Here is a 26,344-nt window from a genome sequence, read left to right as displayed (position 1 = left end):
TCGCCTACTGGAGTGCCACGAATTGCTCACGGGCGAGTGCGGGCAGTTTGTGGTTCTCGCGCAGTTCCCCGCGCCCCTTTTGGGTCAGCTGCCCTTGAGGTGCCTCATCAGGCGCTCGAAGTCCTGCCAGCCCGACAGGTCGGACGGGTCGCCCGGCAGTGGGTAGTACAGGGCTGGGCGGGTCTTCGGGCCCAGTTCTCGTGGGGGCTCGGAGAGCGGGGTGCGGCGGGCGCGGTCGCCGGGCATGGTGCGGACCTCTTCGGCGCCCAGTACGAAGGCGTAGGGCACGCCCGGGCCCTCGAAGCGGGGCGGTACGGACAGGTCGCGGCGGGCCCGGCGGATCTGGACCAGCATGGACTGCAGGTCGTGCTTGGTGGCCAGGGCCTCCGCCGCGGCGGGCACGGCGTCGGACGGCACCTCCTCGCCGGGGCCGTAGCCGAACGCCATCGTGACGTCCTCCTCCACGCCGGCCTTGGTCCGGGTGATGCGCACCGTCGCCAGTCCCGGGCGCTCGGGCGTGCCGACGACGACCAGCCAGGTCGGCTGGGGGCTCCGCTCGTGGGCCACGTCGGTGAGCTGCCGCAGCGACCAGGGCAGGTTGGCGGGCTCCTCGGTGCCCCAGCCGGACGGCGGCTCCCCGGTGATCTCCCGCCACACGGCTTCCACGGCGCCGCCGAGCACGAGGCGGTCGTCGGCCGGGTGGACGGTGCGGAAGGAGATCGCGAGCTGGCGTTCGCCGGTGTCGGCGATGTCCTCGCCGAACGTGCGAGCGACCGGCGTGCGCGGGTCCTCGGGGGTCGCCTCCGGGGACTCGACGGTCACGAAGAGGCCGTTGTCCCAGCGCAGCACGGCCCCGGACAGGCCGTCGTAGTAGCCGTCCCGCTCGTCCTGCACCACCCAGCGCGAGGGCCAGCCCGGCAGGGCGCCTCGGACGGCCGGGGACATGCGGGTGCCGGCGGGGGTGACGATCTGCAGGCCGCGGCCGCCCTCGGCGGCGGCGCGGAAGGCGTCCGCGAGCCACGCGGTCATCGACACGACCGGGCGGTCCTGGATGACGACGGCGACCTTGTCGGTGAGGACGTCGACGGCGGGCTGGGCGGCGGCCTGGGCCGGTACGGCGCTGACGCCGTCCGTCTTGACCACGGCCATCGACCGGGCCGCCTCGCGCGGCCAGGCGGTGCCGCCGACGAGGGTGGCCAGCCGGGCGGCGAACGTGCCGGCGAGTTCCTCGGCCTCCTGCACGCCGGTGGTCGCGCGGGCCTCGGTCCACCAGTACGGCGTCTCCGGCTCGCGCGCCCCCAGCAGCCGCTGGGCCTCGCCCCGGACCTGCACGAGCAGGGGTGCCTCGACGGAGACGAGGGGGCGGCCCTGTTCGTCGCACAGCCGCACCACGGCTCCGTCGCCCTCGGCGCCCACCAGCTTGTCGGGGCCGCCGGAGAGCAGGCCCGCGAGCACGCTCAGCGGGTCGGGCATCTTCTTCGTGAGGGCGATGACGTCCTTGGTCATGGGTTTACCTGGTCCCCGCGTGTGGCCGGTCTGTGGTCATCAATTACTTGGTCCCCGCGTACACGGTCTGGATCAGCCGGGTGGCCTCGCCCCGGCGCAGCAGGGTGCCCCGGCCGGGCGGCTGCTGGCCGGCGTACACGCCCGGGAAGAGCTGGCCCTCGCTGCGGTCGCCGGCCATCACCAACGCCGAGGCGCCGGACTCGCGCAGGCTCTGCAGCAGCGGCTCGTACAGGCCGCGGGAGGCGCCCGCGACGCGCCGGGTGAGGACGAAGTGCAGGCCGATGTCGACGGCGGAGGGGATGTACGGCACGAAGGGCGCCAGCGGCTGCTGTCCCGCGGTGGTCAGGACGTCGTAGTCGTCGACGAGGATCACGATCCGTGGGCCGGAGAAGCTGCCGGGCTCCAGGTCCTCACCGTCGGCGCCCTCGTCGGGCAGCCGCTTCTCCAGCTCGGAGGCGATGCCGGCGGCGAGGCCCGCGCACAGCTTGGCGTTGTAGGCGTAGCCGCCCCGGTACTCCTCGGGGATGGCGCCGCGCAGCCCACGGCGCGGGTCGAAGACGCCGAAGACGAGTTCGTCGTCGCCGTAGCGCTCGATCAGGCCCTGCGTGATCACCTTGAGCAGGTTGGTCTTGCCGCACTCGCTGTCGCCCATGATCAGCAGGTGCTGGTCGTGCTGGAACAGGTCTAGCAGGACGGGCGCGAGCTGGGTCTGGTCCAGGCCGATGGGGACGCGGCGCGGCTCGGCGGCCGGGGTCGGCAGCTGCTGCGGCTCCAGGACGTGCGGGAGTACCCGCACCGGCTGGGCGACGTCGCCGGTCCAGGTGGCGCGGACCGTGCGGGCGGTGCGCTCCAGGACGGCGCCGAGGTCGGTGGTGTCGGCGAGGCCGTCGGTGCGGGGCAGCGCGACCTGGGCGAACAGCTTGCCGTCGGTGAGGACGCGGCCCTTCTCCTCGGGGGAGAGGGTCTGGGCGAGCTTGCGGTCGATGCTGGACTCGCTGGGGTCGTTCAGGCGCAGCTCGACGCGGGTGCCGAACTGGGACTGGGTGGCGATGCGCACGTCGTTCCAGCGGAGCATGCCCGCCACGACGTGGATGCCGTAGCCGCTGCCGCGCTTGAGGATGTCGGCGACCGCGTCGTCCAGTTCCTCGAAGTCGTCGCGCAGCGCGCCGAAGCCGTCGATGAGCAGCACGATCTCGGTGGAGGCCAGCTCGGTGACGCGGCCCGCCGCGCGCAGGGTGCGCAGTTGTTCGAGCGAGTCGATGGAGTGGATGCGGAAGAGCTCCTCGCGCTGGTCGAGCATGGCCCGCACCGAGTCGATGGTGCGTGCGGCGCGCTCCCGGTCGGCGCGGCCGGCGACGCCGCCGACGTGCGGCAGCCCGGACAGCGCCTGGAGGCCGCCGCCGACGAGGTCGAGGCCGTAGATGCCGACCTCCTGCGGGGTGTGCGTCAGCGACAGGGAGAGGGCGAGGGTGCGCAGCAGGGTCGTCTTGCCGGACTGGGGGCCGCCGATGACGGCCGCGTGGCCGCCGGCCAGTGTGAGGTCCAGGTACCACTGGCCCTGCCACTGCTTGGTGGGGTCGTCAAGGACGCCGAGCGGCACCCGCAGCGGGCCGCTCCGCCTGGCCAGCTGCATGCCGCGCGGCCCGACCTCCACGGGCCCGGCGACCTTGTCGAGGGCGACGGCGGCGGGCAGCGGCGGCAGCCAGATCTGCCGTACCGGACGGGCGCCGAAGCCCTCGATCTGCTCGATCATCACGCCCATCTCGGTGGGCCCGGTCTCGCGGCGCCGCATCTGCGGCTGCTCCTCGGGTGCCGCGCCGGACTCCTCGCCGAGCGAGTTGTACGCCTCGTAGGCGAGGGCGAGCGGACCGGTGTCCTCCGCCTCGCGCTGCACGGGCCCGCTGTAGGCGCCGGAGACATAGCTCGCCTTGAACCGCTCGTAGTGGCTGGTGTCGACCTTGAGGTAGCCGAAGCCGGGCAGTGGCGGCAGGTGGAAGGCGTCGGTGGTGTCCAGCACGGTGCGGGACTCGTCGGCGGAGAAGGTGCGCAGGCCCAGCCGGTACGACAGGTAGGTGTCCAGGCCCTTGAGCTTGCCGCCCTCGATGCGCTGGCTGGACAGCAGCAGGTGCACGCCGATGGACCGGCCGATGCGGCCGATGGACAGGAACAGGTCGATGAAGTCGGGCTTGGCGGTGAGGAGTTCGCCGAACTCGTCGATCACCACGAACAGGTGGGGCAGCGGCTCCAGGTCGGGGCGCTTCTCGGCGCGCAGCGCGGCGTAGTGGCCGATGTCGGCGACGTTGCCGGCGTCCTTGAGCACCTGCTGGCGGCGCTTGACCTCGCCGGCCAGCGAGGAGTGGACGCGCTCGACCAGGCCCGCCTGGTTCTCCAGGTTGGTGATCACACCGGCGACGTGCGGCAGGTCGGCGAAGGGCGCGAAGGTGGCGCCGCCCTTGTAGTCGACGAGGACGAGGGCGAGGTCCTCCGGCGGGTGGGTGGCGACCAGGGCGAGGACGAGGGTGCGCAGCAGCTCGGACTTGCCGGAGCCGGTGGCGCCGACGCACAGGCCGTGCGGGCCCATGCCCAGCTCGGAGGACTCCTTCAGGTCGAGCAGGACGGACTCGCGGGAGTCGCTGATGCCGATCGGCACGCGCAGGAACGCGCGTTCGCCGCGCGGCGCCCACAGCCGGTCCAGGTCGAGGCGGGCCACGTCGTCGATGCCGAGCAGCTCGGCGAAGTCGACGGGGCCGGTCAGCGGGGCGTCGGCGCCCATGGAGTCGGCGGACAGCCTCAGCGGGGCCAGCATCCGGGCGAGGCCCTCGGCGAAGGCGGGGCCGACCTCGTCGACGGTGCCGTGGGCGCTGATCGGCTCGCTCTCGCGCAGGTCCTCGATGACGACGCGTTCGCCGTCGACGGTGATGCGCACGCCGACACTGCCCGGTTCCTGGACCCGCTCGTCGAGCAGGTGCAGCACGCTGACGCCCATGTCGCGCAGGCCGACCGCGTCGTCGGGGCGGGGCAGGTCCACGGCGTCGTCGCCGTGCGCGTCGGCGACGACGATCAGCCGGGAGCTCATGGCGAGGGCGTCCCGGCCGGACAGGCCGCGCCGCACTTCAGCCGCGTAGGAGGCGCGGCGGCGCAGCTCGGGGCCGATCTGCCGGGCCAGTTGGGGCACGGAGGGGGCGATACGGCGGGCGGCGACGGGCCCGTCGAACTGCTCGCCGTCGAGCAGGTGGGGCAGCCACTTGGCCCACTCCCAGTCGGCGATCCGGTCGCCGGGCGCGGCCAGCGCCATCGCCACGTCGTCCGGGGCGTGGGTGGCGGCGGCCTGCGCCAGCAGGGCGCGGGCGACCCGCAGGGTGTCCTCGCGGCGGCCGATGACGCTGATGTTGCCGACCCGGTCCAGCGGGACGGTGAGCGGCAGTTCGGTGCCGGTGCCGAAGCGGGCGACCAGCGCGGACGCCTCGTTCAGCATGAACTGGTCGGGCGGGGTGAGCACGGAGGAGCCCTGGTCGCCGACCTTCAGGTCGCGTACCCGCATCTCGCCGGTGCCGACGCGCACGCGCAGGAAGTCGCCGTCCATACGGCGCCGCTCCCACAGCCGGGCGGGGTCGCGCACGATGTCGTACAGCGCGTCCGGCGGCGGGTTGAGTACCTGGGCCCGTTCCCGGCGCTCGCGTTCCTCCTTCGACAGCTCCTCCCGCAGGTCCTCCAGGTAGGCGAGGTAGGCCTCGCGCTGGGTGCGGCGGGTGCGCTGGGCCTTGCCGCGCTGGGAGAACAGCAGAATCATCGAGCCGACGATGGTGACGACGAGGATGATCGCGCCCAGTGCCGCGAACTGGCTGTTGCGCACGACCGTCATCATCACGACGGACGACATCACACCGGCGACGGGCAGCAGCGAGGTCGCGACCGAACCCGACTTGCCGTCGGGCAGGTTGGGCGGGGCCTCTATGGTGCGCGGCGCGGGGGAGGCCGGGGGACGGGTGGTCCGGGCCGGGCGGTGGATCAGTCGGGTGCTCATCGTCCTTGCCTCTGCGGGTTCCCTTCGGGGGAGCTCAACGGCGCTTCTGGGACAGCTGGAAGACCTCCGCGGCCAGGCCTGCGGCGGCCTGCCGGGTGGCCCGGGCGAGCAGGTCGGTGCGGATGGTGCCACCGGCCGCGAGATGCCGGTCGTACGGCAGGACGCGCACGCTCGCGCCGGTCGCCTTCAGCGGCTCGGCGGCCTTGTCGAGGTCGACGCCGGTGTGCGGCACGGTCTCGGTGAGGACGACGACCGTCGAGGTCGTGATGTCCCGGGGCAGTCCGCGCATCCACTGCAGCACGGCGTGCGTGCTGGCGACGCCCTCCAGCGTGGCGGGCACGGTCAGCACCCGCGCCTGGGCCGCGGACAGCGCGGTGCGGGCCACCTCGGCGGGCAGCGTCTCGCAGTCGACGACGGTCACCCCGAAGTAGCGGCGCAGCGACACCATGACGCGCTCGTAGGACCGGGTGTCGAGCATGGCGCCGACCTGGCCCTGGCTGCCGGGCAGCAGCCAGGCGTTGTCGGGCAGTTGGACGAGGTAGCCGGTGATGTCGAGCAGCGACATCTGCGGTTCGACGACGTCGGCGAGGTCGCCGGTGGTCCAGCGCAGGTTCTCCGCGCCGAGCCGCAACGGCAGGGTGCCGAGCGCCGGGTCGGCCTCGACGGCCAGCACCGGGTCCTGCCGGTAGTGCGCGTAGGTGGTGCTCAGCAGGGCGGCGACCGTGGTCTTGCCGGAGCCGCCACGGATGGAGGTCACGGCGATCTGCCGGCCGGTGGTGACGGCCTGCTGGAGCACCTCGGCGGTGGCGGTGGTCTCGGCGACCTCGCGGGCGGCGGAGGAGGACACGGTACGGCGTACGGCGCGCAGGGCGCGGGTGCCGAAGGGCTCGCCGCGGCGGGGCTTGAGTCCGGCGTCGGCGATCCGCTTGTCGACGGCCGGGCGGGAGTCGGGGGTGGTGCGGGAGGCCGGGGCGCGGCGGGCGGGGGCGGGCTGGGGGGTGGGGGCGGCCTGCTGCTGGGGGTGGGCGGCGTTGCCCTGGTCGGCGTACGGCTGGGGCTGGTGCTGGGCGGCGTAGGCCTGGGCCTGCTCGGCGTACTGCTGTGCCTGGTCGGCGTACCCCTGCTGCGGGTAGCCGTAGGGGGCCTGCTGCTGCGGGTAGCCGTACGGGGCCTGCTGCTGCGGGACGTTGGAGGCGGGCTGCTGCTGCGGGTAGCCGTAGGCCGGGTCGGGGCCCGGCTGCTGGTGCTGCTGCTGGGGGTAGCCGTACGCCGGGTTCGGCCCCTGCGGGGGAACTTGCGGCCCCGGCTGCCCCGCCGCCTGCTGCGGCTGCTGCTGTTCCTGCTGTGGAGGCGCCTGTTCCGGCTGCGCGCCGGACTGCTCCCCGGGCCGGGCGCCCTGCTGTGCGGCACGCTGTCCGGCCGCGCCGGCCCTCAGGTCGCGCAGCACATCGCCCTGCCAGTTGTCCCCGCTCGGCATGTCGCCCTTTCTCTCCCGCCACGCTCCTGCCTCGTCGTCCCGCCCGGAGCGACGCGCGTCGGCGTCCGTATTCGAAGCCTCAGAACTTGTTGAGCAGTTGCCCGTAGATACCGAACACCCCGACGGCGAGCGGGAAGAGCCCGATCACACCGAGGGACTCCACCAGGTCGGCCAGGCGCCGCAGCCGCACCCGGACGTGCTCCGGCGGCTCGATCGCGAGGACCAGCAGCGGCAGCAGCGCGGCAGCCGCCAGCAGGACGAGCGCACCGGCCCCGCCCGCGTGGTCCAGCCACAGCACCGCGAGCCGTACGACGAGCAGGGCCGCCGCGCCGAACAGCGCCACGACCTCCGCGACCAGCGGGAAGGCCCGCGCCCGGGACAGCAGGACGACCGCGGTGAGCGAGGCCAGCGCCACCGACCACCAGGCCGGGTCCTCCCCCGTGGTCAGCAGCCAGCCGCCGGCGGCGGCCGAGGCGGCGGTGACCACGGTGGCGAGGGCGAGGCCGCGGTGGGTGGCGGCAAGCGCGTTGCCGACCTCGTGCCGGCTCACCGAGGTGCCCGAGGAGCGCCGGTCGTCGAGCCCGGTGAGGCCCGAGGCCATCAGCGCGAACCGGGGCAGCATCCCGAGCAGCACCACCGAGAACACCGCCATCACGGCACCGAGCCGCTCCGGCTTGTCCTGTACGGCGGCGACGGCCTCCCACACGACGGTGATGACGGCGGCCGCCCCGGCCCCGATGAGTCCGCCTCGGCCGAGTGGCGAGAAGAAGGCGAGCAGCACGAGGCTCAGCACCAGCGCGGCGACGACCCCGGCCAGCCGGGCGGTGCCGGACCAGTCGTAGGCGTCGGCAGTGGTCCACGCGGCGAGCACGCCGAGCCCGCCGGAGGCGAGCAGCAGCGCGGTGGCGAGCCCCAGGTTGCCGCCGCCGGTCTTCGCCACCACGGCACCGGCGATCAGGAAGACGACGGTCGCGACCAACAGCGCGGTCGCCACGGACTCCAGGGCGAACTCCCGCCGGGCCAGCACGGCCGCGGCGACGGCGAAGGCGAAGGTGGCGACGCCGGCGCTGATCCGGCGCGCGGCCGGACGCCAGCGCCAGGCGCGCAGGTCGAGGTCGTCGGCGACCTGGTCGGTGACGTCGTGCACGACGGGCGCGGGCGGTGCGGCGTGGGCGCGCACCAGGCGCAGTACGGCGCCGTCGGGCACCTCGGCCGAGGACAGTGTGGCCTCGTGCGGCAGCACCGAGCCGTCGGTGCTGATCAGTTGCCGTGTGGTCGGCCGGCTGGCGGCCCGGTCGTCGAGCAACCGCAGTATGTCGGGGAGCAGTTGGCCGATCGGCGTGTCCGAGGGCAGAACGATGTCGGCGCGTCGTCGCTCACCGACCAGGGTGACCCGGCTCAGTTGAGTCCGGGACGTCGTTGATGTGCTCACCACTCACCGGAACCTATCATCGCGTCGTTTCGGCCATCGTGGCCTGGCGACGTGCTCACGTCAGTCACGCACACCCCGTTCACTGCTTCTCCCCACCGTCGCCGGCGGACGCGCCGGGCGACGGGTTGTACATCTGCTCCTGCTGCTGGCGCTGCTTCTCCTGCTCGGCCCGCTGCTTGGCGAGGGTGGCCTGAACGAAGGACCAGCCGATACAGCCGGCGCACAGTACGGCCGCGATCGCGATACCCGCGAACACCTTGCCGAGCCGCTCGTCGGCGGTTCGCCGGGCGCGCTGCGCGCCGAACAGCAGCGCGTCGCGCATCCGGCGCCGGCGTACCGCCACCGACTCCAGCAGTTGGCTGTCGTAGTCCCGTGCCATTCAGTCGTCGTCCTGTGCCGTAGAGGTCGTCGGTCTTAGTGGGTCAGTCGTCGGATGTGAGGCCGAGGAGGCCGCGCATGGTGGCGTACTTCTGTTCCAGGCGCCTGGCCGTGGCCTCGTCGAGCTCGGCGAGGCGGCGCGGGTCGGCGTTGTGCGCCAGGTCGGCGGCCTTGACGAGCCGGGCCCCCGGCGTGGCCAGAATCCGGCGCGCGTACGCCTCAGGCGTCTCCCCCGCCCGCCTGGTCACGGCCCGTACGACGTCCTTCGTGCGCTGCGGCAGCGCGGCCTGCGCCAGCCACTCCTCGCTCAGCACCCCGTCCTCGACGGCGTCGTGCAACCAGGCGGCGGCGATGAGCGCCTCTCCCCCGCCCCGGGCACGCACCCCCTCGGCGACGGCGGACAGATGCTCGGCGTACGGCCGCCCGGCCTTGTCCGTCTGCCCGGCGTGCGCGGCGCGGGCAACGGCCTCCACCTCGGCGAGACTCATCTCCTGCGGCATGCGGATCCCCCCTGACTTCGCTTCCGCAACATAGGACATGGACGCGCCATGCGTACAGCCGGGGTGCGGCAGCCCCTCGCGGCTCTTCACGCCCCTCCCGACAGCCCCGTCACGATCATGAAGAGCACCCACAGCACGGGGACGAGGGCGACATAGGCACGCGGCCGCCGGTGCACGGGCACGCCGGGGTCGTACCGCGGCCCGAGCGTCCCCGGCCCCGGCGCCGGGAGCCGCTTCACCCCGCGCACGGCGAGGACGTTCCGGACCAGCGTCAACGGCGCGAAGATGAAGAGGGAGAGGGGGCTCCACCAACCCTGGCAGAGGGTGTGGGTGGTGTAGGCCCGGTACACGGCCAGCCCACAGGTCATGCACATGGGCCCGTCCGTCTTCTTGAACCCCATGAGGATCACGAGGCCGCGGTGGGCGCGGAAGGTGACGTCGACGGCGGGGGAACCTCCGCAGAACCTGCACATGTTGCCGGGGGCGGGGGGCGCTCCGCCGACGGGGGGCTGCTGGGCGTACCAGGCGCGGAGCGACTCGGCGACGGCGTCGAGGAGCCCGTTCTGCACGGCCCTGGCGATCGTCCCGTCGGAGAAGCGCTCCCCACGCACGATGGCCGTGGCGGCGCGCACGGCGTCCGCTGCGGACAGCCGCCCGTCGGACGCAGGTTGGGGCATCGGACTGTCGATCCATCGATGCTCGGGAGTGACGGCGCCGACGCGGGAGAGTGCCTGGACAGCGCGCTCCAGCGGCTCGCCGTAGAGCGGGAAGGCCACGTGGTACACACCGTCCGCCAGCTTCTGGCCCCCGCCCCACTTGATGTCCCGGTCCTCGTCCGTGAGCGCGTCGAAGGCGTCGGCGAGTTCGCGCCAGGCGTCCGCGTTGTCCCGGTCAAGCTGATTGAGCAGGCGCCGGTCGTCGTCCGGGGTGACGACACGAGCCAGTTCCTCGATCGCGGCGACGTCGGGGGCCTCGGTGACGGGGCCGACGCCGGGTTCGCGGCTGAGCATGGTGAGGACGCCGAGAGGGGCGAGACCCCGCTTGTGGGCGTCATGCGCCCGGCGGTACCACTCCGTGCCCGCCTCGTAGGCACCGCTGCTGCCGGCCGACCGGTGAACCAAGTCGACGACGGTGGCATCGGCCCAGACGTATCCGATGATTTCGCCGTCAGGGGCGGTGAGGGTGACGTAGTGCACGGGACTGGACATCTGGTCAGGCCTTACCGGGCGATTCAGCCGCCGGCGGCCAGCTCCTTGAGTACGGCGAGGGACGGGGCTTCGGTGAGGGAACCCGGCACGGCGTGGCTCTGCTCGCAGTCGTTCGTGCCCTGCGCAAGCTCCGCGAGCAGGGCGGTCGGGGCGAGCTCCCGGGCCTTGCCGCCGCGCAGGGCCCGCAGCCACCGGCCACCGGCGTTGACGGCGTTGGGCGAGAGCCCCGGGGGCGTCACCCAGCCCGCCGCGACGTCCTCGTCGTTCGCCCATACGTACCCGATGACGGTGCCGGTCCGGTCGGCGACGCTCAGGTACGCGACCGGCCCGTCGGTGTCGCGGGCGTACCTCGGGGGACCGTCCACTTGGCGGAACCACACGTCGTCGTCGAAACGCGGGTTGATCCCTCGTTCTCTACTCACCTTTGGCCAGTGCCTCGACCGCGGCCGCGTTCGGGGCGTCGGTGAGGGAGTCCGGCAGGACCCGGCCTTTGACGCCCTCCGGATTGGCAAGCAGCTCCGCGAGGGCCTGGGACGGCAGGATGCCCCGCCCCTTGGCGCCCTCCAGCCTGGCGTGCCAGAGACCGCCCTCGGAGAACGCCCGAGGTCCGGCGGCCTCGCGGGGTTCCCACGCGGCGGCGTCGTCCTCGTCATTGGCCCACACGTAACCGAGCACCACGCCATCCTGCTTGTCGACCACCATGACGTATCGCACCGGCTTGTCGGTGTAGTTCTGGTATCGCGGCGGACCCGGCGACACGAGGTTGAAGTGCACGTCCTCGTCGAAACGCGGGTTGATCGGTCGTTCGCTGCTCATGACGTTCGCATTCCTTTGAGTCGGGCTGATCTGCGACGAAGGCTACGGCCTCGGCAGAACCTCCCCGTACACATGCCACTTTCCCGCCTCGTCCATGAAGACGCGCGTCACCTTGTACTCGGAGCCCCGGGCAAGGAGCAGCTCGCGTTCTCCGGGGTACTTGGAGAGGTGGTCGATCCAGAGGGCGGGTGTGCCCTCCGGCACTCGCAGATGCATCCACACGGGCTTGCCGTCGAACGGCGGCGGCGGTGTCTTGCCGAGGGCCGTGGAGGTGTACGCCTTGTCGTCGAACACACCGCCTTGCATGTCCAGCGGTGATTTCAGCGGGCGGCCGTCGATCTTGATGTGGTCGACACCGGTGCCGCGGACGATCATGAGGTCCTCGGGCACCGGGCGGGTGTCCATGACCTTGTCCATCTCGTCGATGGTGCCGTTGAGCGAGTCGTCCAGGTCGTTGCCGAAGCGCAGGTGGCCGTTGATCAGGTCGTACTCGTTGCCGCTGTACGTCCTCAGCGCTTCCCGCGACTCGGCGGGCAGGTCGTCCAGGAAGTCGTTCCAGTACGCGTTGCCGTACGCCAGCCCCGCCTCGTTGCTGACGCTCGGCGCGGGGTTCGTGCCGCGCGCCAGTTCGGCCGCGGCCACCGCGTGCTTCTCGGCATCGCTGAGGCCTGCGAACTCCTCCGGCGACATGGACGGCTTGTACTCGAATGGCTCCCCTGCCCCACCACCCGGCACATCCGTGCCCTGGTGCCCCGGGCCGACCGGAGCGTCGGTGCCGTGGTGGGCGGCAGCGTCCACGACGCCCGTGTGGTCGCCGAGGTCCACGTGGTCACCGGTGTGCACCGCGTCGTCCGTGTGCCCGGCACCGTGCGAGGCGTCGTCGGCGTGGCCCACACCAGGCGCGTCGTGCCCCGTGCCGTGCGGGGTGTCCGGGGTGTGGCCCCCGGTGCCCGGAACGTCGGGACCGCCGGTGTGCGGCGTGGTGGTCGGGACCTCGTGCGCCGGGTTGGCCCCCGTCGTCTGGTGATACCAGGGCGTCGTGCCGCCGGGGTGACCACCGCCTGCGTGCGGTGTGGCAGTCGGAGTCTGGTCGTACGACGACGGCGACGGCGCGTGATCGTACGCGGACGGCGACGGCGCATGGCCGTACGGCGTCGAGGTCGGCGTCGCGTCGAAGGAACCGCCCGGGACGTGACCGCCGGTGGCGGCGTGCGGGGCGGGTGCGTTGTAGTGGCCGGGTGCGTTGTAGTGGCCGGCGTTGTCGACCGTGTGCGCCATGCCGTCGCCCGCATGCGCACCCGCGTACACCGGCTGCTGGACGCCCTGGGTCGTCCAGTGGGCCGGGAGCGTCGGCGTGGTGGTGCCGTGCGGGACCGTCGGGCCGGTCTCGTGGGGAACCGGCGTCGTGTCGATGACGCCGTTGGGCGCGATGAGGTTGCCGTTCGGGTCCATCAGGCGACCGTCGGGCAGGTGGACGGAGCCGTCCGGGAGGGTGGGGATGTCGATGTTGCCGACGCCCTTGAGGCTGGTGGCGATGTCGCCGATCTTCGACAGACCGGCACCCGCGCCCTTGGCGATGTACGTCATCGGGTCGATGGCCCTCGCCGTCGTGCCCAGCACCTTCGCCACCGCGCCCGCCTTGCCCGCACCGGCCACCGCGCCACCCGCGCCGCCGGTGAACACGGTGGTCAGCACGTTGAAGGTGACCGCACCAGCCGCGCGGGCGGGGTTCTTGCCCCACTGGTCCCACGCCACCAGCGCCTTGCCCGTCTCCTTCATCGCGGTGCGCGAGTCACGGATCCAGGAAGGGAGCTTGTTGTCCGGCAGCGCCCAGAACAGGGTGCCCACGCCCGGGATCGAGGACAGCGCCAGACCGGTGGCCAGCTGCGCCAGCCCCTTCCACGCCTGCCCCATCGCGTCCCAGCCACCGAAGCCGACCAGCGTGCCCAGACCCTTGATCGTGCCCCAGATGCCGTCGACGATCAGGCCGTCCCACACGAACGACTTCACCCAGTGGCCGACCTCGTACCAGTGATGCTTCTCCTCCACCGGGTCACCCCAGGGAAGCTTCGCATTCTTCATGTCCTCCGCAGAGAACCCGTACTGGTCCTTACGCTCAGACCCATCACCGGCCACCATCTGCGTCCCACCCCACAACGCAGTGATCTTGTTGTGGCACGTCCGCTCCGCCGCCCAGAAGGCAGCAACGGTCGCGGTGATGTCATCGCGCAGCTGGTTGTGCTCGCCGACCCTGTCCTCGTCGTACTCCCACTCGTCATCGTCTTTCACGGAGTTGACGAAGGCCGTGGCGTCCGCTTTCAGCTGCTTCAGCTTGTCCACCAGCGGACGGACCTCCGTCGCATACGCGGACAGCGCCCCCGAGACGGTCTCCAGGTCGTCGGCGAAAGCGTCCGCCTTGTCCTGGACCGGCTTGGTGGTGGCGAAGAGCTGCTCGGCCTCCGGGGCCTGGTAGTACGCCGACAGGCCCTGGAACTGGTGGTGAACGTCCCGGCCGGCATCCCGCACATGCCCGGCGTCCGTCTTCAGGCCGCCGTAATCCTTCTCCAACTGGGCCAGATCACCCGTGAACTGGGGAATCTGCGACGGGTTGATCACGCCTTGCCCACCCCCGGCATATCCAGCTTCGGCGCCTTCAACGTATTACGCTGCGCCTCCGCCGCCATCTCCTGATCGCCGTTCAGATACGCCGTCGTCGCATCCACCACACCCTGCAACGACTTACCCGCCCGCGCCGCCACGAACTGCAGATCCTTCGAGGCGCGTTCGGCGTACTGCGACAACGCGAGGGCCACCAGACCACCCTGCGCCTTCTCACCGCCCTCACCGCCACCCTCGGCGGAAATGGTGCCCGCGCTCGAAGCCGCCGACGTCAGATGATCCCCGAACGACTTCCCGTACTTCTCGAAGTTCGACGCGGTCTCACCCGTCGTCTTCAGCACACCCGAAATACCCTGCGGCTTCAGATCCCACCCGGACACCACAAACCCCCGTAAACCAAACCCAGCGACCAGCCACCAGTCACCAGCCTCAGCCGATGTTGTCCACCGCCGCCTTCGCCCGCGACAACGTCGACTGCGCCGTACCGTCGTTCTTCTCCAACGTCGTCTTCAACAACTGGATGATGTTCCGCACCTCCTGCGAAGCACGGTTCCACCGCTGCTCCTTGCCGTGATACTCATCCGCCACACCATCCGCCGTGAAGTCCGCCATCGCGGCCTTCACCTGACGATCGCGCTGACCGATGACCTCCTCCAGCCGGCCGATCACCGTCTGAATGTTCGCCTGAGCATCCGTCGACGCACCCGTGTCATACGACCGACGATCCGCACCAGCACCCGCCATCACACACCACTCCCCGTCAAGAAAACCGAACCAACCAACCCGACGACCTAACGGAACCGCGCCGCATCAAAGTTCGCGGCCGCCATCTGCTGCCGCGCATTGTCACCCTGCTCCTGATCGCCGGAGCTGAACGCCGACTCCATACCCGACTGACCACCCAGGATCGCCGACAACGACCCGTTCAGCTCACTGGTGATCTCATCCGCACGCGCCTTGAACTGGTCGAACATCGCCCGACCGGTGCCGTTGAACTTGCCCTCCAACGGCTGCGCCGCCTGCACCAACTGACGGATCAACGTGCCGAGATCATCACTCGAACCACGCGACTCACGCATCAGCGACGACAACGTCTGCGTACCCATGTCGAACTTCATACCGAACCCGCCTCCCCCATCTCGTGTCCTGGCCGTTGTCCCATCGTACGTATGTCATCTCTACCAACGCCTCGATCGCTCATGCAATCGAGAGTGGACGGCAGTTACAGAGGCAGCACAGTGCCATGACCGACCACGGTCAGTGGGTGGCAGACATGGCCGTCGGGCCCTCGCGGCAGATCAGCAGCAGCGCGCGGTCGTCGTTGACGTCCTTCGCGACCGCCTCGATGAGGTGCCAGGCGGCGCCCTGGAAGCCGCCGGTGACATAGCGGTCGGCCTCGCCGGTGAGGCGGTCGATGCCCTCGACGATGTCGCGGTCGGAGGTTTCCACCAAACCGTCCGTGAACAGCATCAACACGTCGCCCGGGCGGAGTGAGCCCTTCACGGAGTCGAACTGGGCGCCGTCGTACACACCGAGGAGCGGGCCGTCTGCCGCCTTCTCCTCCCAGCGGCCGCTGCCCGCACTGAGCTGGAGCCCGGGCGGATGGCCCGCCGAATACAGCTCGTAATCGCCGGTGTCCAGGTCGAGGACGAGGTGGATGGAGGTGGCGAAGCCCTCCTGCCAGTCCTGGCGGAGCAGGTAGCCGTTCGCGGCGGGGAGGAAGGCGTGTGGGGGCAGGCTGCCCAGGAGGCCGCCGAAGGCGCCCGACAGCAGCAGGGCGCGCGAGCCGGCGTCCATGCCCTTGCCGGAGACGTCCGTGAGGACGACCTCCAGGGTGCGGCCGCCGTTCGTACGGGCCGCGACGACGAAGTCGCCGGAGAAGGACTGGCCGCCGGCCGGGCGCAGCGCCATCTCGCGGTGCCAGCCCTGCGGCAGCTTCGGCAGCTTGCTCTGCACCCGGATGCGTTCGCGCAGGTCGAACAGCATGGTGCCGCCACGCCGCCAGGGCACGCCGACCCGGCTGCGGAACTGGGCGATCAGCAGCCCGAAGAAGCCGCAGGCGGCGACCACCAGCACCACGCCCGGCGTCACACGCGACGGGCCCTCCGTGTACGGGCCGAGCTTTATCGACTCCACGATCAGGGCCGTGGCGGCCGCCGCGTACAGGCCGAGCAGGCTGGCCGGGCGCAGCAGCAGGCCACCCGCGACGATCGGCAGGACGAGCACGGCCGGGGAGCACCACACCGAGTTGGCGAGCGTACCGGCGGCGATCAGGGGAATGGTGAGCAGCAGGCCGGCCAGCGCGACCCAGTCGGAGCCGTCGCCGCGGAAGTAGTCGACGGCGCTTCTGCGCAGGCCGACGCGGACCCGGTGCCACCTCATCTTCAACCGGGCCGTGAACGTATCGGCCGCCGCGCGCCGCTCTCGTCCTGCTGCCATCAGTTCGGGACCCTATCCATCGGACCAGCTGCTTGGCACGGGAGGTCCCACTTGTCCCCCGTCCGAGGCTCGACCTCACAGTGAACTTCACGAAAAGCCGCCGCGCCGCCGTCCCGGAGAAGTCCGGGAGAAATTTCCTCGCTCGTCCCGCTGTGCCCTGGTAGGCATGGGCCCATGGCAACTGACTTCCTGACCGGCCCGGGTACCGAACTACGCGTGCTGCGACCCGACGACTGGGATGCGTGGTACGACACCCTGATCCGCGCTTTCGGTGGGGTGCCGGAGTCCACCGAGGAGCGGGAGCTGTGGAACGCGCTCACCGAGTTCGACCGTTCGCTGGGCGTCTGGGAGGGCGGCGCGTGCGTGGGTACGGCCGGGGCGTTCACGTTCCGGCTGACCGTGCCGGGCGGGGCCTCGGTGCCCGCGGCGGGCGTGACGATGGTCGGGGTGGCGGCCACGCACCGGCGGCGCGGGGTGCTGACGTCCATGATGCGGCGGCAGTTGGACGACGTACGGTCCTGGGGTGAGCCGCTGGCGGTGCTCACCGCGTCCGAGCCGGAGATCTACGGCCGGTTCGGGTACGCCGCCGCGACCTACGGGCTGAGCGCCGAGATCGACACCGGTCGGGTAGGGCTGTCGGTGCCGGCCGGCGCCGATGACGTACGGCTGCGGTACGCGGCGCCCGCCGATGTCCTCGACGTGTGTGAGGACGTGTACGCCCAGCTGGTGCCGCTGCGGCCCGGGATGCTCGCGCGGCGGCCCGGATGGGAGCGGGTGGGGCTGCTCGATCCCGAGAGCGAGCGGGACGGGGCGTCGCCGTTGCAGTGTGTGGTCGCCGAGCGGGATGGCGAGATCGCGGGGTACGCGCGGTTCCGGGTCAAGCTGGGATGGGGGGAGACCGGGCACAACGGCACGGTGGTCCTGGAGGACCTGGCGGCGCTCGATCCGGCGACGGAGGGGGCGTTGTGGCGGTTCCTGTTCGGGATCGATCTGACGACGACGCTGCTCGTGCGCGGGCGGCCGGTCGACGACGCGTGGCAGTACCAGGTGTCGGACATCCGGCGGTGCCGGTCGCGGTCGCGGGATTCGCTGTACGTGCGGCTGGTGGACGTCGGGGCCGCGCTGGAGGCTCGTACGTATCAGGCGCCGGTGGACGTCGTGTTCGAGGTGGTGGACGACTTCTGTCCCTGGAACGCGGGGCGTTGGCGGCTGTCGGGGGACGCGAAGGGGGCGACGTGTTCGCGTACGTCCGACGCGGCTGATCTCGCACTGTCGGTACGTGAGTTGGGGGCGGCGTATCTCGGCGGGGTCGGCCTCGGGGCGCTGGCGGCGGCCGGGCGGGTGCGGGAGGTCCGGGCCGGGGCGCTGGCCGAGGCGGCGGTGGGCTTCGGGAGTGCTGTGGCGCCCTGGTTGCCGCACGGGTTCTGAGACGCGGCTCCCGCGATCAGTCGCGCTGGCAGGTGGGGCACCAGAAAAGGTTGCGGGCGGCGAGGTCGGCGGTGCGGATCTCGCCGCGACAGATGTGGCAGGGCATGGTGGCCCGGCGGTAGACGTAGACCTCGCCGCCGTGGTCGTCGACGCGGGGTGGGCGGCCCATGGCCTCGGGGGTGTGTTCGGGGCGCACGGTGTCGATGCGGTTGTGTTTCACGCCCTGGCGCATGAGGTCGACGAGGTCGGCCCAGATCGCGTCCCACTCGGCGGGGGTGATGTCCTTTCCTTGCCGGTATGGGTCGATCTGGTGCCGGAAGAGGACCTCCGCACGGTAGACGTTGCCGACGCCGGCGATGACCTTCTGGTCCATGAGGAGGGCGGCGATCGTGGTCCGGCTGCGGGAGATCCGCCGGTACGCGGCGCCGGAGTCGGCGTCGTCGCGGAGCGGGTCGGGGCCGAGGCGGTCGTGGATCGCCCGCTTCTCCTGCTCGGGGATCAGGGCGCAGGTGGTCGGCCCGCGCAGGTCGACGTACGCGGTGTCGTTGGCGAGGCGCAGGCGGACGGTGTCGGTGGGCGGCGGGGCGGGGGCGTCACCGAAGGCGACCTTGCCGAACAGGCCCAGGTGGATGTGGACCCAGTCGGCGTCGCGGAAGCGCAGGAAGAGGTGCTTGCCGTGGGCCTCGGTCGCGGTCAGGACGGCGCCGTCCAGGAGGTCCGCGGCGTCGGAGAACTTGCCCTGGGGACTGGTGACCCGGGGGGCCGTGCCTGAGAAGCGGGCGGCGTAGTCGTACGCCAGCCGGTGAATCGTGTGCCCCTCTGGCACGGTTCCTGGTCCCTTCCAGCCCCCCGGGGGCGGTCTCAGTCCTGCTGCGGGTGGTGCGCCGGGATGGGCGGCAGGTCGCCGGTCGTCTCGTACGCCGACAGCATGTCGATACGACGGATGTGGCGCTCGTCACCGGAGAAGGGGGTGCCCAGGAAGACCTCGACGAACTTGGTCGCCTCCTCCTCGGTGTGCATGCGCGCGCCGACGGCGACCACGTTGGCGTTGTTGTGCTGGCGGCCCAGCGCCGCCGTCTCCTCGCTCCAGGCCAGCGCCGCGCGCACGCCCTTGACCTTGTTCGCGGCGATCTGCTCGCCGTTGCCGGAGCCGCCGATCACGATGCCGAGGGAGTCCGGGTCGGCCGCCGTGCGCTCCGCGGCGCGCAGGCAGAAGGGCGGGTAGTCGTCCTGGGCGTCGTAGATGTGTGGGCCGCAGTCGACGGGGTCGTGGCCGGCCGCCTTGAGCCACTCGACGAGGTGGTTCTTCAGTTCATAGCCGGCATGGTCGGAGCCGAGGTACACGCGCATGGGACGAGTGTGACATGCGCCGCGCGGGGCAGCAGGGCGGGGTAACCGCGCCGAAAAATGTGCGCAACCCCACCGAAGCTCAGGAAAACCTCAAGTAACGATCTGGAATCAAAGGTTCAAGAATTCGTTCGCCTCGGATTCACTGGTCCGACTCGTACACCGCTCGTGCGGGGATCAGCTCACCCGGCGCAAAGGAAATCCGTCCCATGACTTCGCAGCCGACCCTGACGAAGGCCGGAAGCGGCCCCGGAGACCACGGTGGAGCCGGCGATCCCGGTTCCGGAACCGGTCTCCAGGCAGGGCTCAAGAACCGCCATCTGTCGATGATCGCCATCGGCGGTGTCATCGGCGCCGGACTCTTCGTGGGGTCCTCCTCCGGCATCGCCACCGCCGGACCCGGCATCCTCCTCTCCTACGCGCTCGTCGGCACGCTCGTGGTGCTGGTGATGCGCATGCTCGGTGAGATGTCCGCCGCCAACCCCACCTCGGGGTCCTTCTCCGCCCACGCGGACCGGGCGCTCGGCAGCTGGGCCGGGTTCTCCATCGGCTGGCTGTACTGGTTCTTCTGGGTGGTCGTGCTGGCGGTCGAGGCGACCGCGGGCGCCGTGATCCTGGAGGGCTGGATCCCGGCGGTCCCGCAGTGGGCCTGGGCCCTGATCGTGATGGTCGTGCTGACCGCCACCAACCTCGTCTCCGTCGGCTCCTACGGCGAGTTCGAGTTCTGGTTCGCCGGCATCAAGGTCGTCGCCATCGCCGCGTTCATCGTCATCGGCGGTCTCGCCGTCTTCGGCCTGCTGCCGGGCGTCGACAGCGACCAGGCCGGGCTGAGCAACCTCACCGAACACGGCGGATTCCTGCCCAACGGACCCGGGGCGATCCTCACCGGTGTGCTGCTCGTCGTCTTCTCCTTCATGGGCAGCGAGATCGCCACCCTCGCCGCCGGTGAGTCCGAGGACCCGCAGCGGGCCGTCACCAAGGCCACCAACAGCATCATCTGGCGGGTCGCCGTCTTCTACCTCGGCTCGATCTTCGTCGTGGTGTCCCTGCTGCCGTGGGACAGCAAGTCCATCGCCGAGGACGGCTCCTACGTCGCCGCGCTCGACTCCCTCGGCATCCCGCACGCCGGTCAGATCATGAACTTCATCGTGCTGACCTCGGTGCTGTCCTGCCTCAACTCCGGCCTCTACACCGCCTCGCGTATGGCCTTCTCGCTCGGCCAGCGCGGGGACGCGCCGAAGGCCTTCGCCCGCACGACCGGCAACGGTGTGCCGCGGACGGCGATCCTCGCGTCCGTCGCGTTCGGCTTCGTGGCCGTCTTCTTCAACTACAAGTTCCCGGACTCCGTCTTCCTCTTCCTGGTCAACTCCTCCGGTGCGGTGGCCCTGTTCGTCTGGCTGGTGATCTGCTTCTCGCAGCTGCGCATGCGGAAGATCATCCAGGCCGAGGCGCCGGAGAAGCTGGTCGTGAAGATGTGGCTGTACCCGTATCTGACCTGGGCGACGGCCGCGCTGATCGTGTTCGTGCTCGGCTACATGCTGACCGACACCGAGCACGACGGACGCAAGACCGTGCTGCTGTCGCTGCTCGTCGCGGCCCTGGTACTCGCCGTCGCCGTGGTCCGGCAGCGGAACGGGAAGCGGAACGCCGTCGAGGCCGACGCGCAGCCCACCGAGGTGCGGGACTAGGCAACGCCCCGGGAGAGCTTCACGCCGCTGTGCTCACATCCGTGACTCACAGCAGCGTGAAGCTCTCCTTCACGTCCTCGTAGATCGCCAGCGCGGTGTCCTCCCCGGCCGGCTGGTACCACGTATTGATCTGGTACGACTTCCCCCTCGCCTCGAAGCCGAGCAGCCGGGCGTGCCACGGGACGCCGTCCAGGGTGAACGTGTACTCCCAGATCACCGCCGGATGGCCGCGGAACGTCGTCTCCTCCAGGCGGATCTTGCGATAGTCCCGCCCCTGGTGGGCGTTGCGTTCCGAGGTGCGCCAGGTCTCCATCAGGTCGCCCCGGGCCAGGGAGGACTTGGCGGCCAGTTCCTGGGTGCCGTCGGGTGAGGTGTAGTGCACCTCCGAGCCCGTCTTCACATCCCGCCGCCAGCCGTTGGGCGTCACCCACGCGTAACCGCCGGCCTCCTCGCGCGCGCCCGGGGGCAGGGTCGGCGGGCGGGAGGTGCCGGCGACCGTGGGCGAGGCGGAAGCGGAGGCCGTGGCCGGTGGCGTCCCGTCCGCCCGGGTGTCCTCCGGCGGCCCGGCCGTCGCCGCGAAGACGATCCCGGCCACCGCGGCGGCCGTGAGGACACCGGCCGCAGCGATCACCGCCGTCCGCCGCCGAGGCGCCCTGGTCCCCGACGGGACCTGCCCCGCCTCCAGAGTTCCGGGCGCCGGCCGCCGCTCGGTCACCGCCTGAGCCCGCGCCAACGAGACACCACCCCGCCGCACAGACGACGACTCCACCAGAACGGGCGTCGGCTCCTCAGCCGCAGAAGGGGGGACTGAAGCGGCCGGAGCAGGAACTGGAGCCGGGGCTGGAGCCGGGGCTGGAATTGGAACCGGAGCTGAAACTGACCCTTGGTCAGGCCCCACCACCGCTCCCGGCACTGACTCCGCCACCGGCCCGGCCTCTGACCTCGCCACCGGCCCCGGCACAGGCCCGGCCATCGATCCCGGCACAGGCCCCACCACGGGCCCGGCCTCTGGCCCCACCACCGAGCCCGCCACAGGCCACTCCACCGGCCCGGCCCCCGACCCCGGCACAGGCCCCACCACGGGCCCGGCCTCTGGCCCCACCACAGGCCGGGCCTCTGGCCCCACCACCGAGCCCGCCACAGGCCACTCCACCGGCCCGACCTCCGACCCCGCCACAGGCCACTCCACCGGCCCGGCCCCCGACCCCGGCACAGGCCCCGCCACCGGCCTCGGAACAGGTCCCGGCGCCGCCCCCACCGCAGGCCCCGTCTCCGGCCCCGGAGCTGCCCCCGCCGCAGACTCCATCTCCAGCCCCGCCGCAGCCCCCGGCTCAGGCACCACAACCGTCGGCGAAGGCGTGGCCTCTGAGGGCCGGAATGCCGCCCTTCGCAGCGCCTCCTCCGCCTCCTGCAGTCCCGGGCGGCTCCCGGGGTCCTTCCGCAGTAGTGCTGCCAGCACGTCCCTCAACGGGCCTGCCGAGTCCGGTAGTTCGGGTTCCTCGTAGAGCACCGCGTGCAGCGTCGCCAGCGTTGTGTCCCGGGCGAACGGGGACTGGCCGGCCAGGGCCGCCGACAGCGTCGCCCCCAGCGACCACACATCCGACGGCGGCCCCTGCGGTCGCCCGGAGATCCGCTCGGGGGCCATGTAGTCGGGCGAGCCCACCAGCATCCCGGCCATGGTCAACGCCTTGGCGTCCTGGATCGCCGCGATGCCGAAGTCGGTGAGCACGACCCGCCGTCCGGCCCCCTCGACCAGCACGTTCCCCGGCTTGATGTCCCGGTGCAGCACCCCACGCGCATGCACCTCGCGCAGCGCCTCCACCAGCCCCAGCCCGATCCGTGCGGCCTCGCGCGGCCCGAGCGGCCCGTCCTCGGCCATGATCCGTTCCAGGGAACGCCCGGCCACCAACTCCATGACGATCCACAGGCGTTCACCCTCGTCCACCACGTCGTAGACGCGGACGACGTTGGGATGGTCGATCCGCGCGGTGGCCCGGGCCTCGCGCAGTGTGCGCTCGCGGCGGGTGCGGGCGTCCTCGGCGTCAAGGCCGTCGATGCGCATTTCCTTGACGGCGACCAGCCGGTCGAGCATTTCGTCGACGGCTCGCCACACCCGCCCCATTCCCCCCTGCCCAATGCTCTCGACCAACCGATAGCGCCCTGCCACCAGTAACCCTGGAACACCGGTACTTCGCGTATTCCCCGGCAATTCTCCGCACCCCCTCAACAACCCCATGACGGAAACACAATGGCCACACGTCGGGCCGTACCAGCATAGTGCGGAGAAATCTTGTGGTACCTCTTCAAGTACTGCGAATTCAGGCGCAGGCAAGGGGGACGAACATGAGTTCTCGTGGGAACGCCAGCCGTACGACGACCATCATGGGATCGCTGGTAGCGGCATCTTTCTCGGCCGTGCTGATCCTTTCCGGCACCGCCGGGGCGGACGACCAGGGACCGGGCAGCGACAAGGGGGGAAAGGCCGTCGACAAGGCGCCGGCGGGGGTGGAGTTGACCACGCTGTTGCCCGAGAAGATCTCGGTCGACAACGACTCGCAGGAAACGGCGATTACCGCCACGGTGAAGAATGAGGGGGCACAGGACAGCGGTCCGGTCAGGCTTCTGGTCGTCGGTTTCGACGGGCTGACGGTCCAGAATGTCGACGGCTGCTCCGCGATACCCGAGGGTGATCTGCCCGAGGGCTCGAACAGCGGTTTCGCCTGCCCGCTGGACAATCTGGCGGCGGGTGCGTCGAAGTCGTACGACGTCGACGCGACCTACGACCTGAGCAAGACCGGAAAGATCTGTCTGCCCGTCCAGAACGGCGACGGAAGCAAGACGTTCTGGCAGCAGGGCCCGGTCCCGTTCGGTACGACGAACCCGTCACCGAACGCCCCGGCCACGCCCCTGCTGCTCGGCACCGACAACAAGCCGGTGGCACCGGGCGGCGACGAGCTGCCCAGGACCGGCCCCGGCCGTGACGTCCTGCCGCTGGGCGCGGCCGGCGCGACGCTGGTCGCGGCGGGGGCGGCTGGACTGTGGTGGTCCCGACGGCAACCCGCACAACGCGCACAAGGAAAACGCGCATAAGAAATACGCGAGGGCCGGGGCGCTGATCCGCCGCCCCGGCCCTCCGCAACACCCACCGAACAGTCAGCGCTTGCCGACGAGCTTCCACGCCGTCGGCAGCAGCCCCATCGCCAGCGCCGCCTTCAACGCGTCGCCGATCAGGAACGGCGTGAGCCCGGCAGCGATCGCGGCGGACGCGGACATGCCGGCGGCCAGGGCCAGGTACGGGACGCCGACGGCGTAGATGATCGCCTCGCCCAGGAGCATCGCGCCCGCCATCCGCCACGGGGAGCGGTCGGCGCCCCGGCGGGCGAGTGCGCCGACGGCGGTGGCGGCCAGCAGCAGGCCGATGACGTAACCGAAGGACGGGGCGGCCGCGCCGGAGCCGCCCTCCGCGAACCACGGCACCCCGGCGACACCGGCGAGCGCGTACAGCGCGAGCGAGAGGAACCCGCGCCCGGCACCGAGGGCGGTGCCGACGAGCAGCGCGGCGAAGGTCTGGCCGGTCACCGGCACCGGGGTGCCCGGGATCGGCACGGCGAGCTGGGCGGCGAGGCCGGTGAGCACGGCGCCGCCGACGACGAGCGCGACGTCGCGGACGCGGGAGGCGGGGAGCAGGTCGGCGAGGACCTGGCCCGGGCGGGCGGGGGCGGCGGCAGCGGTGCTCATGGGGACTCCGCGAGTGAGGGCGGTTCGGGACACCGTGACGCTAACCCAGGGCACCGGGGCCGACCACCGTCACCGCCCGACAAAGGCGCGAGCGCGACAGTGGTTGGCTCCTTACAAAGAGTGGTGATTACACGTGAACGGGCGTGATACCGGTCACTGAGGTGGAGACATGTGGCTCACTCGGGAGAGGTGAGGGGGCCCTGTAGGGTCTCGCCAATCGGGCAGGCCACGGTGGTGTGGCGCCCCGGCCTCTACACTCCGTACGGTTGTTCCCCTTATCCCCTCACGTACTGGACGAGCCGCGCCCATGTCCCGCACCACTGCTGTACAGGCCCCGCCCGAGGCGGACGCGTCACTGTCCCACGGACTCAAGCAGCGCCACCTGTCGATGATCGCCCTCGGTGGCGTGATCGGCGCCGGGCTGTTCGTCGGCTCCGGCGCGGGCATCGCCGCCGCCGGGCCGTCGATCGTCGTCGCCTACGTCATCTCCGGTCTTCTGGTGATGCTGGTGATGCGGATGCTGGGCGAGATGTCGGCCGCGTATCCGTCGTCGGGGTCGTTCTCCGCGCATGCCGAGCGGGCGATCGGCCCGTGGGCCGGGTTCACCGCGGGCTGGGCGTTCTGGGTGCTGCTGTGCACGGCCGTCGGGCTGGAGGGCATCGGCGCCGCGAAGATCGTCAGCGGCTGGCTGCCGGGCACGCCGGAGTGGGCGTGGGTGGCGCTGTTCATGCTGGTGTTCTGCGGCGCGAACCTCGCGGCCGTGAAGAACTTCGGCGAGTTCGAGTTCTGGTTCGCCGCGCTGAAGGTCGGCGCGATCTCGCTGTTCCTGGTGCTGGGCGTGCTGGCGATCGCGGGCGTCCTGCCCGGCACGGACTCCCCCGGCGCGAGCAATCTGACGGACTTCATGCCAGGCGGCGGTGAGGGCCTGGTGATCGGCCTGCTCGCCTCGGTGTTCGCGTACGGCGGTCTGGAGACCGTCACCATCGCGGCGGCCGAGTCGGAGGACCCGGTCAAGGGCGTGGCGAGCGCGGTCCGTACGGCGATGTGGCGTATCGCGCTGTTCTACGTCGGCTCGATGGCGGTCGTCGTCACCCTCGTCCCGTGGGACTCGAAGGAGGTCGTCGAGAGCGGCCCGTACGTCGCCACCCTCGACCACCTCGGCATCCCGGGCGCCGGGCAGCTGATGAACGTGGTCGTGCTGGTCGCGCTGCTGAGCGCGATGAACGCCAACATCTACGGCGCCTCGCGCATCGCCTACTCGCTGGTGCGGCGCGACCAGGGGCCCAAGGTGCTGGGCCGGGTGTCGGGCGGGGTGCCGCGGATCGCGGTGCTCGCGTCCTGCTTCTTCGGCTTCGTGTGCGTGGTGCTCAGCTACTGGCGGCCGGACGACGTCTTCCCCTGGCTGCTGAACATGATCGGCGCGGTCATCCTGGTCGTCTGGATCTTCATCGCCGTCTCGCAGCTGCGGCTGCGCCGCCGGCTGGAGCGGGAGGCGCCCGAGAAGCTGGTCGTGCGGATGTGGGCGTTCCCGGTGCTGACCTGGGTGGCGCTGGCGGGCATGGCGGCGATCTTCGTCCTGATGGCCCGAGAGCCGGACACGCGGGTGCAGTTGTACTCGACCGGCGGGATGACCCTGTTCCTGGCGGCCGTCGGGTACGCCTGGCAGCGGGCGCGCGCCCGGCGCTGACGCCGACGTACCCCCGAAAGGCCCCCGCGTTCACACGCGGGGGCCTTCTTCTTGCTA

Annotated in this window: 22 protein-coding genes; 4 read left to right on the top strand and 18 right to left on the bottom strand. The window is 71.4% G+C overall.

The window, feature by feature from the left end:
- Positions 1-84 precede the first annotated feature (84 nt).
- The 14 genes from I2W78_RS26305 to I2W78_RS26240 form a co-directional block, all read right to left on the bottom strand.
- A complete protein-coding gene (locus I2W78_RS26305) occupies positions 85-1,506 on the bottom strand; it encodes a DUF6177 family protein (RefSeq protein WP_196462740.1) in 1,422 nt (473 codons plus the stop codon).
- Between the two features lie 43 nt (positions 1,507-1,549).
- Complete coding sequence (gene eccCa, locus I2W78_RS26300; protein ID WP_196462739.1) at positions 1,550-5,530, bottom strand: type VII secretion protein EccCa; 3,981 nt, start codon at positions 5,528-5,530, stop codon at positions 1,550-1,552.
- A gap of 34 nt (positions 5,531-5,564) precedes the next feature.
- A complete protein-coding gene (locus I2W78_RS40735; protein ID WP_230885593.1) occupies positions 5,565-7,007 on the bottom strand; it encodes a MinD/ParA family ATP-binding protein in 1,443 nt (480 codons plus the stop codon).
- Between the two features lie 79 nt (positions 7,008-7,086).
- Positions 7,087-8,442 carry a type VII secretion integral membrane protein EccD gene (gene eccD / locus I2W78_RS26290; protein WP_196462738.1) on the bottom strand — a complete coding sequence of 452 codons (1,356 nt, stop codon included), beginning with the start codon at positions 8,440-8,442 and terminating at the stop codon, positions 7,087-7,089.
- A 76-nt stretch (positions 8,443-8,518) separates the two neighbouring features.
- Positions 8,519-8,818, bottom strand: coding sequence for a hypothetical protein (locus I2W78_RS26285; protein ID WP_196462737.1), 300 nt, complete (start codon positions 8,816-8,818; stop codon positions 8,519-8,521).
- Positions 8,819-8,861: 43 nt separating this feature from the next.
- Entirely contained in the window at positions 8,862-9,317 is a 456-nt protein-coding gene (locus tag I2W78_RS26280; protein ID WP_196462736.1) for an HD domain-containing protein, read from the bottom strand.
- 86 nt (positions 9,318-9,403) lie between these two features.
- Entirely contained in the window at positions 9,404-10,525 is a 1,122-nt protein-coding gene (locus I2W78_RS26275; RefSeq protein ID WP_196462735.1) for a DUF6508 domain-containing protein, read from the bottom strand.
- Between the two features lie 23 nt (positions 10,526-10,548).
- Positions 10,549-10,947: a hypothetical protein gene (locus I2W78_RS26270; protein WP_196462734.1), complete on the bottom strand. Its 399-nt coding sequence runs from the start codon at positions 10,945-10,947 to the stop codon at positions 10,549-10,551.
- Positions 10,940-11,341 (bottom strand): hypothetical protein, encoded by a 402-nt coding sequence (locus I2W78_RS26265; RefSeq protein WP_196462733.1) that lies wholly within the window; start codon positions 11,339-11,341, stop codon positions 10,940-10,942. Before I2W78_RS26265 ends, I2W78_RS26270 begins: the two co-directional genes overlap by 8 nt.
- Positions 11,342-11,383: 42 nt before the next feature.
- On the bottom strand, positions 11,384-13,957 hold the full coding sequence (locus tag I2W78_RS26260; RefSeq protein WP_196462732.1) for an ADP-ribosyltransferase: 2,574 nt from the start codon (positions 13,955-13,957) through the stop codon (positions 11,384-11,386).
- Entirely contained in the window at positions 13,954-14,301 is a 348-nt protein-coding gene (locus tag I2W78_RS26255) for a DUF6507 family protein (protein WP_307783790.1), read from the bottom strand. Before I2W78_RS26255 ends, I2W78_RS26260 begins: the two co-directional genes overlap by 4 nt.
- An 88-nt stretch (positions 14,302-14,389) precedes the next feature.
- Entirely contained in the window at positions 14,390-14,704 is a 315-nt protein-coding gene (locus I2W78_RS26250; protein ID WP_196462615.1) for a pore-forming ESAT-6 family protein, read from the bottom strand.
- A gap of 47 nt (positions 14,705-14,751) precedes the next feature.
- The gene (locus I2W78_RS26245) at positions 14,752-15,078 is read right to left on the bottom strand and encodes a hypothetical protein (RefSeq protein WP_196462614.1); all 327 of its coding nucleotides are present in this window, start codon (positions 15,076-15,078) and stop codon (positions 14,752-14,754) included.
- A 139-nt stretch (positions 15,079-15,217) separates the two neighbouring features.
- Positions 15,218-16,399, bottom strand: coding sequence for a PP2C family protein-serine/threonine phosphatase (locus I2W78_RS26240; RefSeq protein ID WP_196462730.1), 1,182 nt, complete (start codon positions 16,397-16,399; stop codon positions 15,218-15,220).
- 174 nt (positions 16,400-16,573) lie between these two features.
- Here I2W78_RS26240 and I2W78_RS26235 point away from each other — a divergent pair, with 174 nt between their 5' ends.
- Positions 16,574-17,827: a GNAT family N-acetyltransferase gene (locus I2W78_RS26235; RefSeq protein ID WP_196462729.1), complete on the top strand. Its 1,254-nt coding sequence runs from the start codon at positions 16,574-16,576 to the stop codon at positions 17,825-17,827.
- A gap of 16 nt (positions 17,828-17,843) precedes the next feature.
- Here the strand turns inward: I2W78_RS26235 and I2W78_RS26230 are convergent, their stop codons facing one another.
- Both I2W78_RS26230 and I2W78_RS26225 read right to left on the bottom strand, forming a co-directional pair.
- Positions 17,844-18,653, bottom strand: a complete 810-nt coding sequence (locus I2W78_RS26230; RefSeq protein ID WP_196462728.1) for an Fpg/Nei family DNA glycosylase — start codon at positions 18,651-18,653, stop codon at positions 17,844-17,846.
- Positions 18,654-18,688: 35 nt separating this feature from the next.
- On the bottom strand, positions 18,689-19,177 hold the full coding sequence (locus I2W78_RS26225; protein ID WP_196462727.1) for a ribose-5-phosphate isomerase: 489 nt from the start codon (positions 19,175-19,177) through the stop codon (positions 18,689-18,691).
- Positions 19,178-19,383: 206 nt separating this feature from the next.
- On the opposite strand from I2W78_RS26225, the gene I2W78_RS26220 reads away from it, so the two are divergent.
- Entirely contained in the window at positions 19,384-20,862 is a 1,479-nt protein-coding gene (locus I2W78_RS26220) for an amino acid permease (protein ID WP_196462726.1), read from the top strand.
- 46 nt (positions 20,863-20,908) lie between these two features.
- Here the strand turns inward: I2W78_RS26220 and I2W78_RS26215 are convergent, their stop codons facing one another.
- Positions 20,909-22,984, bottom strand: coding sequence for a protein kinase domain-containing protein (locus tag I2W78_RS26215; RefSeq protein WP_230886623.1), 2,076 nt, complete (start codon positions 22,982-22,984; stop codon positions 20,909-20,911).
- Between the two features lie 221 nt (positions 22,985-23,205).
- Between I2W78_RS26215 and I2W78_RS26210 the strand changes: the two genes are divergently transcribed.
- Positions 23,206-23,952 (top strand): hypothetical protein, encoded by a 747-nt coding sequence (locus tag I2W78_RS26210; RefSeq protein ID WP_196462724.1) that lies wholly within the window; start codon positions 23,206-23,208, stop codon positions 23,950-23,952.
- A gap of 63 nt (positions 23,953-24,015) precedes the next feature.
- On the opposite strand, the gene I2W78_RS26205 is transcribed toward I2W78_RS26210, so the two are convergent.
- Positions 24,016-24,600 (bottom strand): biotin transporter BioY, encoded by a 585-nt coding sequence (locus I2W78_RS26205; protein WP_196462723.1) that lies wholly within the window; start codon positions 24,598-24,600, stop codon positions 24,016-24,018.
- Between the two features lie 307 nt (positions 24,601-24,907).
- Between I2W78_RS26205 and I2W78_RS26200 the strand changes: the two genes are divergently transcribed.
- Complete coding sequence (locus I2W78_RS26200; protein ID WP_196462722.1) at positions 24,908-26,287, top strand: amino acid permease; 1,380 nt, start codon at positions 24,908-24,910, stop codon at positions 26,285-26,287.
- The last annotated feature ends 57 nt before the right edge of the window (positions 26,288-26,344 follow it).

This window comes from Streptomyces spinoverrucosus (genome assembly GCF_015712165.1).
GTDB classification, from domain to species: Bacteria; Actinomycetota; Actinomycetes; order Streptomycetales; family Streptomycetaceae; genus Streptomyces; species Streptomyces spinoverrucosus_A.
This window is presented reverse-complemented; position numbering and strand designations above follow the sequence as displayed.

Bases quoted from the DNA above. Each gene is read 5' to 3' on its own strand.
- I2W78_RS26265 (WP_196462733.1), bottom strand. From the start codon at position 11,341: ATGAGCAGCGAACGACCGATCAACCCGCGTTTCGACGAGGACGTGCAC.
- I2W78_RS26200 (WP_196462722.1), top strand. From the start codon at position 24,908: ATGTCCCGCACCACTGCTGTACAGGCCCCGCCCGAGGCGGACGCGTCA.
- I2W78_RS26305 (WP_196462740.1), bottom strand. From the start codon at position 1,506: ATGACCAAGGACGTCATCGCCCTCACGAAGAAGATGCCCGACCCGCTG.
- I2W78_RS26245 (WP_196462614.1), bottom strand. From the start codon at position 15,078: ATGAAGTTCGACATGGGTACGCAGACGTTGTCGTCGCTGATGCGTGAG.
- I2W78_RS26250 (WP_196462615.1), bottom strand. From the start codon at position 14,704: ATGGCGGGTGCTGGTGCGGATCGTCGGTCGTATGACACGGGTGCGTCG.
- I2W78_RS26285 (WP_196462737.1), bottom strand. From the start codon at position 8,818: ATGGCACGGGACTACGACAGCCAACTGCTGGAGTCGGTGGCGGTACGC.
- I2W78_RS26205 (WP_196462723.1), bottom strand. From the start codon at position 24,600: ATGAGCACCGCTGCCGCCGCCCCCGCCCGCCCGGGCCAGGTCCTCGCC.
- I2W78_RS26275 (WP_196462735.1), bottom strand. From the start codon at position 10,525: ATGTCCAGTCCCGTGCACTACGTCACCCTCACCGCCCCTGACGGCGAA.
- eccCa (WP_196462739.1), bottom strand. From the start codon at position 5,530: ATGAGCACCCGACTGATCCACCGCCCGGCCCGGACCACCCGTCCCCCG.
- I2W78_RS26220 (WP_196462726.1), top strand. From the start codon at position 19,384: ATGACTTCGCAGCCGACCCTGACGAAGGCCGGAAGCGGCCCCGGAGAC.
- I2W78_RS26210 (WP_196462724.1), top strand. From the start codon at position 23,206: ATGAGTTCTCGTGGGAACGCCAGCCGTACGACGACCATCATGGGATCG.
- I2W78_RS40735 (WP_230885593.1), bottom strand. From the start codon at position 7,007: ATGCCGAGCGGGGACAACTGGCAGGGCGATGTGCTGCGCGACCTGAGG.
- I2W78_RS26280 (WP_196462736.1), bottom strand. From the start codon at position 9,317: ATGCCGCAGGAGATGAGTCTCGCCGAGGTGGAGGCCGTTGCCCGCGCC.
- I2W78_RS26225 (WP_196462727.1), bottom strand. From the start codon at position 19,177: ATGCGCGTGTACCTCGGCTCCGACCATGCCGGCTATGAACTGAAGAAC.
- I2W78_RS26235 (WP_196462729.1), top strand. From the start codon at position 16,574: ATGGCAACTGACTTCCTGACCGGCCCGGGTACCGAACTACGCGTGCTG.
- I2W78_RS26215 (WP_230886623.1), bottom strand. From the start codon at position 22,984: ATGGGGCGGGTGTGGCGAGCCGTCGACGAAATGCTCGACCGGCTGGTC.
- I2W78_RS26240 (WP_196462730.1), bottom strand. From the start codon at position 16,399: ATGGCAGCAGGACGAGAGCGGCGCGCGGCGGCCGATACGTTCACGGCC.